This window comes from Rhizobium sp. PEPV16, assembly GCF_008919455.1.
Taxonomy (GTDB): domain Bacteria; phylum Pseudomonadota; class Alphaproteobacteria; order Rhizobiales; family Rhizobiaceae; genus Rhizobium; species Rhizobium leguminosarum_Q.
Genome location: NZ_VSZV01000224.1, coordinates 1 through 11,303 on the forward strand (window position 1 = coordinate 1; position 11,303 = coordinate 11,303).

An 11,303-nucleotide genomic window follows, 5' to 3' on the forward strand; every position below is an offset into this window, starting at 1 on the left:
ACTCAGCTTTTGGTCGATCGCGGCGATGCTGGCATGGACTTCCTCGGTGTCGGACTTGCTGGTGACCTTGATGTCCTTGCCGGTGAAGGTGCCGGAGCGCAGATAGCTGATCGCCGGATCGAAGACGCCGGTGTAGACAAGCGAAGCGATGGAGTAGGAAAAATCCGTCGGCTTCTGGTCGGGGCCTTTGAAATGGCCGGAAACGTTGAGGTTGTTGTCACCCTCGATGTTCCAGAGCCCGCTGTCGAGCGGCGTGGCGAACATCGAGAACGGCGTCAGCCCGTTAATCGCGAATGTCGCCGGATCGGCTTTGGCAAGCAGCTTCGCCAGATCGTAGATGATCTCGTATCGCGCCCCCGCCGGATTGACGGTGATCATACCGCTCTTCGCCAGATCCTCGGGAAGCAGCTTCGTCAGCGTGTCCTTGACCGCATTGGCGCCATCCTGATTGATCTCGGCACTCTGGGCCGTGGTGACAAGGCAAAGTGCCAGCAAGCTCGTTGCCGTGACAAGTTTGAGACGCATAGTCCGATTTCTCCTCAGCCGCTTTTTTGAATGCGGGCCATCCAAAGATGCGAAGCGCACCGATGTCAACCTCAGCTACGTCACGCGACCGCGGATTTCTTCACGACCGGCGCAAGTTTCCTGCTGTACGGCCGGCACTTCGCCGTTGACGATCGCCTCGATGCCCGAGCGCGGTCCCGGCCTACCGAAGAGGAAGCCCTGCACCTGCAGGCAGCCTTCCCGTCGCAGGAAGTCGAATGGCTCTTCGTTTTCGATGGTTAAACCTTGGCGAAAGCGTGTATATGGGCAAAAAACAACCCAAATCCGCAACTTGCGTTTCCGATCGACTTATAATATAGGCCACCGGTCCGTGTAGACACCCTTGGAGGCAACGCGGATGAGGTCGGGTCATACCGCCTCCGGTTCGTCGGAACAAGGCTTTTGCCCGCCGCCGAACTCTCCAAATAACCTCGAAAGGAATAGCCATGAGCCAGGAAACTTACGAGCTCAAGGCCGAGGCGCGCGAACGGGTTGGTAAGGGGTCCGCCCGTGAACTTCGCCGCAACGGTTTGATTCCCGCTGTCATCTATGGTGACAAGCTGGCCCCCATTGCCATCGCTCTCAACACCAATGAGGTGACGAAGCGCATTCACGCCGGTAGTTTCATGACTACCGTGGCGACGATCGACGTCGACGGCAAGAAGCACAAGGTTCTGCCGAAGGACTACCAGCTCGATCCGGTCCGTGACTTCACGATGCATGTCGATTTCCTGCGCGTCTCCGGCAACACCCAGGTGACCGTCGAAATCCCCGTTCACTTCATCAACGAAGAGAAATCCCCGGGCCTCAAGGTCGGCGGCGTTCTGAACATCGTTCGCCATGAAGTCGAAGTTCATTGCCCGGCCGATGCGATCCCTGAATTCTTCAACATTGACCTCAGCGGCAAGAAGATCGGCGACAGCATCCATATCGCGGAAGTCACCTTGCCGAAGGGTGTCACCCCGGTCATCGACCGCGACTTCACGATCGCGACGATCATCGCTCCGGCTGCCGGCATTGATGAGAGCGCCGCGGAAGGCGAAGCCGAAGCCTGATCGCTTCGACCAATTTGTAAAGCATATGGCCCGCTTTCCCCTGGAAAGCGGGCTTTTCATTGCCTGGAAACGCCCCGTTTCAGCAACATTTAACAAATTCGTGAAAGCATGCTCCGTCAGCTGCGAAGAAGCCCGCCTCAACGCGCGACAGCAAATACGGCCGGCCCGGGGAGTAGACGGAACCATGAACAATTCCGTTGAGAACAGATTTTTTGCGATAGTTTGCGGAGCGCTGCTTGTGTTTGTCGCTCCCCTCTTTGTTCTCTTCCTTTTTCTTTCCTCGGAACGGGCCGACAAGGAAATACGCGACCATATCTCTGTTCTTCTTGTCGCCAATGCCCAGGCGCTGGCCAAACCCCTATGGGACCTTGATGAGGACAGCGTCACCCAGATCAGCGCGACGGTCGTTTCCCAGGGCGCCATCGTCAAGGTCGAAGTGCGTGACCAGTCGGGCCAGCTCGACGTCAGCCAGTCCACCATTCCGCGCTCCTTCGACGGCAAGCTGGTGCAGGTGTCACGCGCCATCATCTACAACACCGTCGACGGTCCGAAGAACCTCGGCAGCATCAGCGTCTATTATCCCGCGCTCAGCCTGTTTTCCGGCCTGAAGCAGGAAGAGGTCGTCTTCATCTCGATCTTCATCTTCGCGGTGCTGACCGTTTTCGGCACGGCGCTGATCGGCAACCGCTTCTTCGTCATCCAGCCGCTGATGCGGCTGACGGCGGCAATCGAGGCCACCCGCCAGTTGGGCTCCCGCCATCATGTCGACTGGCAGTCGAACGACGAGATGGGACGGCTCGCCCATAGCTTCAACGAGATGCAGACCAAGCTCGAAAGCGAGGAAAAGGAGCTGAAGCTCGCCCACCGCCGCGCCACCGATATCTACAATCTGACCCCCGCCATGCTCTTCTCACTCGACGAGGAAGACCGCATCACCGCCGTCAGCGATTATTGGCTGCTCGCCACAGGTTATAACCGCGCCGCCGTCATCGGCCGCAACTTCGCCAATCTCGTCACCCCCGCGACCCGCGACAAATTCGTCAAGCGCCGCCAAGCCGAAAGCGGCATGACCGTCACCGTCAAGTTCGTTTGCCTGGATGGCCGCACCATGGACGTCCTCATCATGGAATCCGAGGCGGGAGCTGGCGCTCAGGACCGCCTCTCGCTATCCGTCATGACCGATGTGACCGAACTCAAGGCGTCCGAGGACCGCAACCACCGCCAGGCGATCACCGATCACCTGACCGGGCTTCTCAACCGCCAGGGCTTCGAAGCCGTCCTCGACAACAAGATCGCCGCCGCCGATGCCGCCGGCCAGGAACTCGCCTGTCTCTTCGTCGATCTCGACCGTTTCAAGTGGATCAACGACAATATGGGCCATGCCGCCGGTGACACGGCGCTGGTCGAGCTCGTCGAGCGCCTGAAGATCCATCTTGCCCCCTCCGACGAGGCGGCCCGTCTCGGCGGCGACGAATTTGCCATCCTGCTGCCGGCCAAGGACGCCGAAACCCGCGCCAAGGTGATGTGCGAGCAGATCGCCTCGATCTTCGAAACGCCATTCGCCCCCGACATGCATCTGAGCGCTTCCGTCGGCATCGCCATCTATCCGCATCATGCTGCAACCGCGGCCGAGCTGCTGCAAAAATCCGACATGGCGATGTATGCCAAGAAACGCGACGGCAAGAACGGCGCGCAGCTCTTCGACAATGCCATGCTCGACCGTGCCCGCAGCCGGGCCGAAATCGAGGCCAATATCGAAGCCGGCCTCGTCGACAACTGGTTCGAAGCCTTCCTGCAACCGATCGTCACCTTGAACGGCCGCGGCATTGCCGGTTTCGAGGCGCTGATGCGCCTCAACCATCCGCAGAAGGGCTTGATACCGCCGGCCGAGATCATCAGCGTCGCCGAGGAAACGGCAAAGATCGTCCGCGTCGGCAACGTCATCATGGAAAAGGCGGTCGCCAACCTCGCCAAGATTTCCCGCATACCAGGCATGCAGGATACCTATCTCGCCATCAACTTCTCGCCGCTGCAGTTCGAGCCGGCGCTGCCGGCCCGTCTTGCCGCCATCGTCGGTCGCCACGGCATCCGTCCCGAGCGCATCGTCGTCGAGATCACCGAAGCCGTGCTGATGCACGACAACCCACAGATCCGCTTGATCGTCACGGAACTTCGTCGCTTCGGCTGCCGCATCGCGCTTGACGATTTCGGCACGGGCTATTCGTCGCTGAGCTACCTCAACCGCTTCCCTGTCGACATCATCAAGATCGACCAGTCCTTCACCCGCGCGATCAACGACGGCGACGACGACGTGCGCCAGAAGAGCCGCATGCTGATCGAAGGCATCACCACACTTTCCCACAAGATGAACTGCACCGTCATTGCCGAGGGTATCGAGACCGAAGAGGAATGCCGCACGCTCCATCAGATGGGGCTTGACTATGGCCAGGGCTATCTCTTCCATCGTCCGCAGCACGCCGCCACGCTGATCGAGGAACTGACGGCCTCGCAATCGGCCATCGCACGCGCCTCGTGAACGAAGAACCAAGGAGATGAACGGATGAAAAAGCTCCTGCTTCTCGCATGCCTGGCGCTGCCCTGCACCGCCCATGCGCAAACGGTGACGTTCACGACCGAGGACTATGCACCCTTCAACTATCGCGAAGGCAAGGAGATCAAGGGCGCTACCGTCGAGCAGGTCGAAAAGGTGATGGCCGCGATCGGCGTCGACTACACGATCGAGGTCATGCCCTGGGCGCGCGCCTATGGCCTTGCTCGCACGGCGCCGATGACCTGCGTCTTCGCGACTGCCCACAACAGCACGCGCGATCCATTGTTCAAATGGGTCGAACCGCTGCTCATCGACCGCAATATCCTGATCACGCGAAAGGGCTCGGGCGTCACCGCCGGCAATCTGGACGAAGCGAAGAAATATACGATCGGTACCCAGCGCGAGGATTACACCGAGACGATCCTGAAGGAAAAGGGCTTCACCAAGCTCGATGTCGCCAGCGACTTCAACGCGACGCTGCGCAAGCTGCTTGGCGGGCGCATCGACATGATGCCGATCTCCGAACTCTATTTCGAAAAGCTGAAGGCAGACCAGCCGGTGGAATTGGTGACCGTGCTCTCCGCCCAGCCAATGGGCATCGCCTGCGAGAAGAACTTTCCGGGCGATCTGCTCGCCAGGATGCAGGCTGCCCTCGACAAGCTGATCGCCGATGGCGACCAGAAGCAGATCTTCCTGAAATACGGCATGAACCTGTCGGACTGACTCCGAAGATATCTGCCCTTTCCGCTTGACTTTGCTTTCATTTCGCGGTGGTGAACGGCGGAAGTTCTAAAGCGCGTCGCGATCTTTCAGATTTGCTCGTCGCGGTTTAGGTCTTTGTTTTTACGGATGTGATTGTCGCAAAACCGCTGCACACTTTGCGCGACATGCTTTAGCGAGGAAAAACAGGCCATGCTGATCATCGCGGGTCTCGGCAATCCCGGCGGCAAATACGTCGGCAACCGCCACAATATCGGCTTCATGGCCGTCGACGCCATCCATCGGCGCCACAGCTTTTCGCCCTGGTCGAAGAAGTTCAGGGCCGAGATCGCCGAGGGCGAGGTCGGTGGCGAGAAAGTGCTGCTGATGAAGCCGCAGACCTTCATGAACCTTTCCGGCGAGTCCGTCGGCGAGGCGATGCGTTTCTACAAGCTCCAGCCGGCCGATCTCGTGGCCATCTACGACGAGCTCGACCTTCCCCAGGGCAAGGCACGACTGAAGACCGGCGGCGGCCACAACGGCCACAACGGCATCAAGTCGCTCGACGTCCATTGCGGCAGGGAATACCGGCGGCTGCGCCTCGGCATCGGCCATCCCGGCGTCAAGGAAATGGTGCAGAACCATGTACTCGGCGATTTCGCCAAGGCCGACAAGACTTGGCTGGAGCCGCTTCTCGACACGCTCGCCGACAATGCCGATATGCTGGTGCGAAACGAGGATTCGCAGCTGATGAACAAGATCGCGCTGGCGCTCGGCGGCAAAGCCGAGGAGGAGAAACCGGCGAAGGAAAAGAAGGACGCCGAGAAGAAGCCGGCCGGCCAGTCGCATATCCATCAGGCCCGCAACCACAATCAACCGAAGCTGCCGGCCACCGGCCCGATGGCCGACATGCTGAAGAAGATGTTCGGCAAAAAGGGCGATTGAGACCGATGCCGGATCAAGACGTCATCATCCGCCCGGCTGCCCGCGGCGATCTCGCCGGCCTCATGACACTTTACCGTCACCTGAACCCCACCGATCCGGTCCTTGACGAGGCCATTGCCGAAGAAGGCTTTTCCGCCATCCTGGCCCAGCCCGGCATGACCGTCTTCATCGGTTTTGCGGGTGAGGTCGCCGTCGCCACCGTCACAAGCGTCGTCGTGCCGAACCTGACACGGAACGGCGCGCCCTATGCGCTCATCGAAAACGTCGTCACCCATGCCGATCATCGCAAGCGCGGTTATGCCCGCACCGTCATCGGCCACGCGGTCGCCGAGGCCTGGAACGCCGGATGCTACAAGGTGATGCTGCTTACCGGCTCCAAGAATCCGGCAACGTTGCGCTTCTATGAGAATTGCGGTTTCGTGCAGGAAAAGACCGGCTATCAGATCCGCCGGCCCTCACTCCATATTCGGGGCGGCCCTCGGAAAGCGCCTATTCCTCCGGTTCGGTGGTGAACATCAGTGGAAAGCCCATGCCCTTGGCAAGGTCGATGCCTTCCTTGGCCTTGGTCTCGGCGATGTCCCTGACGCAGACCACGACCACGCAGGAACCGAGCTTGTGCGCCGTCATCATCACCCGGTAGCCGGTCTCCTCGCTCATGCGGAAGACGGCCTTCAGGATCATGATCACCAGTTCGCGCGGCGTATAATCGTCATTGACGAGAATGACCTTGTAGAGCTTCGGCCTGTCCAGCTTGAGCTTCACTTTGGTCTTCGGTTTCAGGGCAATGTCATTGTCACTCATCGGAAAAACCCACCCGTTGATGACATGGGGTCAGAAATCTTCAAAACCATCTAATCATTGTCGATGACGAATTTTTGACGGTTAGCCGGTGCGGCTCCCGACCTCAAACGGGCAGGAGCTGGTCGCCGGCATCGTCACCGAAAGGTCAACTGCGTCTATGCGAACAGCGGCCGGCATTCTGGTGAAATCAGCAATACGTCGAAATCTCCGTCGCTTTCAAGAATAGGCCAGCACCGATCCGTCGGCAAGTGAGCGACGCTAAAAGCTCTCTAAGACTTGACCATATTGCTCCTTTATCCCATAGGCACCAGCAAGGAATTCAAGAACAGCAGGTTTTAGCCATGGGCTTCAAATGCGGTATCGTCGGGCTGCCGAATGTCGGCAAATCGACCCTCTTCAACGCGCTCACCAAGACGGCGGCGGCACAGGCGGCGAACTACCCCTTCTGCACCATCGAGCCGAACACCGGCGAAGTCGCCGTTCCCGATCCGCGCATGCGCAAGCTTGCCGACATCGCCAAGTCGAAGGAACTGATCCCGACCCGCATCTCCTTCGTCGATATCGCCGGCCTGGTGCGCGGCGCCTCGAAGGGCGAAGGCCTCGGCAACCAGTTCCTCGCCAATATCCGCGAGGTCGATGCCATCGTCCATGTGCTGCGCTGCTTCGAAGACAGCGACATCACTCATGTCGAGGGCCGCATCAACCCGGTCGCCGATGCCGAGACGATCGAGACCGAGCTGATGCTTGCCGACCTCGAAAGCCTGGAGCGCCGCACCGAGCAGACGCGCAAGCGCGCCACAGGCAAGGACAAGGAATCGGTGGCGATGCTGCCGATCATGGAAGCGTCGCTGAAGCTGCTCAACGAAGGCAAGCCGGTGCGCACGCTGCTGTCGACGCTCGATGCGGAAGAAATCGTCATCCTCAAGAGCCTCAACCTTCTGACCTCGCATCCGGTGCTCTACGTCTGCAACGTCGCCGAAGGCGATGCCTCGACCGGCAATGAATTCACCGAAGCCGTTGCCGTCATGGCGAAGGAACAGGGTGCCGAAACCGTCGTCATCTCGGCGGCGATCGAAGCGGAGGTTGCCCAGCTTCCCGAAGAGGAAGCCAAGGAATTCCTCGCCGCCCTCGACCTTGACGAGGCGGGCCTCGACCGGCTGATCCGTGCCGGCTACAAGCTGCTCCCCCTCATCACCTATTTTACCGTCGGCCCGAAGGAAACGCGCGCCTGGACGATCGAGCGCGGCACCAAGGCGCCGCAGGCGGCCGGCGTCATCCATTCGGATTTCGAGCGCGGCTTCATCCGTGCCAACACCATCGCCTATGATGACTACATCAAATACAACGGCGAAGTCGGCGCCAAGGATGCCGGCAAGGCGCGCGACGAAGGCAAGGAATACGTCGTCCAGGACGGCGACGTCATCCATTTCCGCTTCAACACCTGAACGGAAATTGCCGCTATCCCGATCAATTCATTTCGCCCAAATCGCTCAGCGGTTTGGGCGAAATCGTAAGATTTACGGGGTTACCCCTAAGACGGCCGGCGGCAGCCTTTGCGAAATGGCGGCCGGCAGCGCCCGCAGCACGATGCGGCGCAGCGGCATCCAGCCTGTTCCGATGATGAGCACGATCGCTCCGACGACGATCAGCGTCGTGAAGATATAGGTGTCAACCGTCGCATTCCCCTGCCGGAAAATGCCGTAGATTGCAAAACCGAGCGACAGCAGGCCTGACGTGACGAAGGCGCGCCGATCGATGACAAGGCCGATCAGCATCAACACCACCACGCTGATAACGATTATGGGCGTCTTGATCGACACCGCCTGGGCAACATCGAGCAAATTGCCGTCGAACGACATCAGCAGCCTTACGCTGAAGAGCAGAGCCGGTGCCGCGCCGAGATGAAGCCAGAAGGCGATATCGGAGCGTGTCGTCCGGCGCAACCGGTCCCCGAGGTCGAAATACAGCGCCGTTGCAAACAGCCCGAGCGCGCAAACGAGGAAGACCACCGCGAGCAGGAGGGGATGGTTGGAGAAGAATTGCGGATCGCCGCTCGCCCATTGCATGAGACGCAATAGCAGGGTGAGCACCAGCGCAAGGGCCGAGGTGATGCAGAGCGCCAGCGACAGCGGCACGCGGTACCGGGCATAATAGAGGCCGAGAATGATCGGGAAGCCGGCGATGAACTGCGTCGCCTCCGCCCCGATATCATTGAAGGCTGATGTTCCCGGCTTGAAGAAGAAGGACATCAGCAGGAATGTCCAGCAGAGCAGCGCAATCGTCAGGCTGACGGCTGGCAAGGCAAGCCGCTGGCGGCGCACCAGGATTTCCGAAAGCACGATGATCGCAGGCAGCACGGCATAGAGTGCGGCAAGCCCCCAGAGGCCGCCGAGCGCCACCACGACGCCGATAGTGATCAGCACGTCGTGGAAGCCGCGCACGAAGCGTGGCGTCTCGGTATCCGACCAGGCCTGCCCCTCCGCCGCCATTGCCGGCTGTGCCTCAGCGACCCCACCCCCGATGACGGCGACCCCGCGCTCCGTCAGGAACGGCAGAAGACGCCCGCCCGTCTCCGGCGAAATCAGCTCCTGGCGCACGGCCTCGTCGAGTATCGACCTTAGTTCAGTCATGCCGGTTTATCTCCCCGGAATCATTGAGCCCGCGCGGATGCTATTGTAAGCATTGTGCGCTGCATATGGCGGGAGGAGCGAATGTCGGCAGAAAAGCTTTCCTTCGAGGATTTCCAGCCCGGCCGCCGCTTCGCGCTTGGCCCGAAGCCGGTGACCACCGAGGAAATCATTGAGTTCGCAAGCGAATTCGACCCGCAACCGATTCATCTCGATGAGGCTGCCGGCCGCGCCAGCATTCTCGGCGGCCTTGCCGCCTCCGGCTGGCATACCTCTTCGATGTTCATGCGCATGATGGCCGACAGCTACGTGCTGAACTCGCTTTGCGAAGGTGCGCCCGGCGTCGATCTGATGGAATGGCGAAAGCCGGTGCTTGCCGGCGACACGCTGTCCGGCCACTCGATCGTGCTTGAAACCCGGCCGATGCGATCGCGCCCCGGCATCGGCATCGTCAAGTTTCGCCACGAGGTGGAAAACCAGCGCGGCGAACTCGTCTGCGTCTCGGAGAATTCGGTCATGTTCGGCATGCGCGCCCGGCCAGCCGATATCGGCATAAACCCGGAGACATCAGCATGAGGATGTCCGAGCTTTACGCGGTTGGGGAGAAGGCCGAGATCGGCAACTACACTTTTACCGAGGAAAACATCATCCGTTTCGCAACGCGCTACGATCCGCAGCGTTTCCACGTCGACAAAGAAGCCGCCAAGGACACCCTTTTCGGGGATCTCTGCGCCTCGGGCTGGCACACCACCGCCGCCTGGATGCGGACCTTCCTCGCTTTTTGGAAAAGGCAGAGCGTCGCACTCGCGCAAAACGGCCTGACGTCGCCGAACCTCGGCCCTTCGCCGGGTTTCCAGAAACTGCAATGGCTGCGGCCGGTCTTTGCCGGCGACGTCGTCACCTATTCCGTCGCCTTCCTCTCCAGCCGGGCGCTCGCGTCGCGGCCGGGATGGCACCTCAACACCATCCTCTGCGAGGGTGTCAATCAAAACGGTGATGCCGTTATCCGCTTCGAAAGCAGCGTGCTCGAATTCGACTGACGCCCCAGGCAGCAGCAGGACGAGGGCTCAGTGGCCGGAGAATTCGACCAGCGTATGCACGACGACGCCGAGCTCTTCCAGCTTCCTGCGGCCGCCAAGATCCGGCAGGTCGATGACGAAACAGGCGCCGACCACTTCCGCACCGATCTGGCGTAATAGCTTCGTCGCGCCGACCGCGGTACCGCCGGTGGCGATCAGGTCGTCGACCAGGATCACCTTCTCGCCGGGCTGGACAGCATCGCGATGCATCTCCATCTCGTCGACGCCATATTCCAGGCTGTAGGCGATGCGCACGGTCTCGTGCGGCAGCTTGCCCTTCTTGCGGATCGGTACGAAGCCTGAGGAAAGCTGGTGCGCCACCGCGCCGCCGAGGATGAAGCCGCGCGCCTCCATGCCGGCGATCTTGTCGATCTTCGTGCCGGCATAGGGCTGCACGAGTTCGTCGACCGCCCGGCGGAAAGCCCGAGGGTTGCCGAGCAACGTTGTGATGTCGCGGAAGATGATGCCGGGCTTGGGATAGTCAGGAATGGAGCGGATGCTGGCTGCGAGCTCCGAAGTCGTATTGTTCATGGAAAATCCATATCTGCGAACGCATGAAACTGGCCGCACCCTAGCAATTGCCAGGGGCGGAACCAACAAAAAAGGCGGCCCGTAGGCCGCCTTTCGAAATCCGGCGGGAACCGCTCAATGTTCCTTATTGGCGTAGATCGAGCGCTTCGTCAGGTAGATCAGCACCGTGAAGATCGCCAGGAAGATCATGACCATGAAGCCCGTGCGCTTGCGCTCCTCGAGATGCGGCTCCGCTGCCCACATCAGGAAGGCGGTGACGTCCTTCGAATACTGGTCGACCGTCGCCGGCGCGCCGTCGTCATAGGTCACCTGGCCGTCAGAGAGCGGCTTTGGCATGGCAAGGACGGCGGCAGCATTGAAATAAGGGTTATAATGTCCCCCCTGCGGCACCTGGAAACCGGCCGGCGGCTCTTCATAGCCGGTCAGCAGTGCGTGGATATAGTCCGGGCCGCTTTCCTGATATTGCGTGAAA

Annotated in this window: 12 protein-coding genes and 2 pseudogenes; 8 read left to right on the forward strand and 6 right to left on the reverse strand. The window is 60.4% G+C overall.

Features of this window, described 5'->3' with window-relative positions; all coding sequences use genetic code 11:
• Positions 1 to 525 (reverse strand): annotated as a pseudogene (locus FY112_RS07355) (hypothetical protein); the annotation flags it as partial.
• Positions 526 to 605: 80 nt separating this feature from the next.
• Positions 606 to 792: pseudogene (locus FY112_RS07360) on the reverse strand (hypothetical protein); the annotation flags it as partial.
• A gap of 197 nt (positions 793 to 989) precedes the next feature.
• Here FY112_RS07360 and FY112_RS07365 point away from each other — a divergent pair.
• The 5 genes from FY112_RS07365 (at position 990) to FY112_RS07385 (ending at position 6,305) form a co-directional block, all read left to right on the forward strand.
• Positions 990 to 1,598 (forward strand): 50S ribosomal protein L25/general stress protein Ctc, encoded by a 609-nt coding sequence (locus FY112_RS07365; protein WP_017961472.1) that lies wholly within the window; start codon positions 990 to 992, stop codon positions 1,596 to 1,598.
• 184 nt (positions 1,599 to 1,782) lie between these two features.
• Positions 1,783 to 4,134 carry an EAL domain-containing protein gene (locus tag FY112_RS07370; RefSeq protein WP_131624613.1) on the forward strand — a complete coding sequence of 784 codons (2,352 nt, stop codon included), beginning with the start codon at positions 1,783 to 1,785 and terminating at the stop codon, positions 4,132 to 4,134.
• Between the two features lie 24 nt (positions 4,135 to 4,158).
• Positions 4,159 to 4,872 carry a transporter substrate-binding domain-containing protein gene (locus FY112_RS07375; RefSeq protein WP_017961474.1) on the forward strand — a complete coding sequence of 238 codons (714 nt, stop codon included), beginning with the start codon at positions 4,159 to 4,161 and terminating at the stop codon, positions 4,870 to 4,872.
• 189 nt (positions 4,873 to 5,061) lie between these two features.
• Positions 5,062 to 5,793, forward strand: coding sequence for an aminoacyl-tRNA hydrolase (gene pth, locus FY112_RS07380; RefSeq protein WP_017961475.1), 732 nt, complete (start codon positions 5,062 to 5,064; stop codon positions 5,791 to 5,793).
• Positions 5,790 to 6,305, forward strand: a complete 516-nt coding sequence (locus FY112_RS07385) for a GNAT family N-acetyltransferase (RefSeq protein ID WP_131624615.1) — start codon at positions 5,790 to 5,792, stop codon at positions 6,303 to 6,305. The genes pth and FY112_RS07385 overlap by 4 nt, the downstream gene beginning before the upstream one ends.
• Here the strand turns inward: FY112_RS07385 and clpS are convergent.
• Positions 6,283 to 6,594, reverse strand: a complete 312-nt coding sequence (gene clpS, locus FY112_RS07390; RefSeq protein ID WP_017961476.1) for an ATP-dependent Clp protease adapter ClpS — start codon at positions 6,592 to 6,594, stop codon at positions 6,283 to 6,285. The two genes, FY112_RS07385 and clpS, sit on opposite strands and share 23 nt — an antisense overlap.
• A gap of 341 nt (positions 6,595 to 6,935) precedes the next feature.
• Here clpS and ychF point away from each other — a divergent pair, with 341 nt between their 5' ends.
• Positions 6,936 to 8,039: a redox-regulated ATPase YchF gene (gene ychF / locus FY112_RS07395; RefSeq protein ID WP_151518085.1), complete on the forward strand. Its 1,104-nt coding sequence runs from the start codon at positions 6,936 to 6,938 to the stop codon at positions 8,037 to 8,039.
• Between the two features lie 72 nt (positions 8,040 to 8,111).
• On the opposite strand, the gene FY112_RS07400 is transcribed toward ychF, so the two are convergent.
• Positions 8,112 to 9,224: a hypothetical protein gene (locus FY112_RS07400; protein WP_094088755.1), complete on the reverse strand. Its 1,113-nt coding sequence runs from the start codon at positions 9,222 to 9,224 to the stop codon at positions 8,112 to 8,114.
• Positions 9,225 to 9,305: 81 nt separating this feature from the next.
• On the opposite strand from FY112_RS07400, the gene FY112_RS07405 reads away from it, so the two are divergent.
• On the forward strand, positions 9,306 to 9,797 hold the full coding sequence (locus tag FY112_RS07405) for a MaoC family dehydratase (protein WP_151518086.1): 492 nt from the start codon (positions 9,306 to 9,308) through the stop codon (positions 9,795 to 9,797).
• Positions 9,794 to 10,261 carry a MaoC family dehydratase gene (locus FY112_RS07410; protein WP_017961479.1) on the forward strand — a complete coding sequence of 156 codons (468 nt, stop codon included), beginning with the start codon at positions 9,794 to 9,796 and terminating at the stop codon, positions 10,259 to 10,261. The genes FY112_RS07405 and FY112_RS07410 overlap by 4 nt, the downstream gene beginning before the upstream one ends.
• Positions 10,262 to 10,288: 27 nt before the next feature.
• Here the strand turns inward: FY112_RS07410 and FY112_RS07415 are convergent, their stop codons facing one another.
• A complete protein-coding gene (locus FY112_RS07415; protein WP_003541749.1) occupies positions 10,289 to 10,831 on the reverse strand; it encodes an adenine phosphoribosyltransferase in 543 nt (180 codons plus the stop codon).
• A gap of 114 nt (positions 10,832 to 10,945) precedes the next feature.
• The coding region (locus FY112_RS37500) for a cytochrome c1 (protein WP_246700629.1) at positions 10,946 to 11,303 on the reverse strand (358 nt) is incomplete at its 5' end.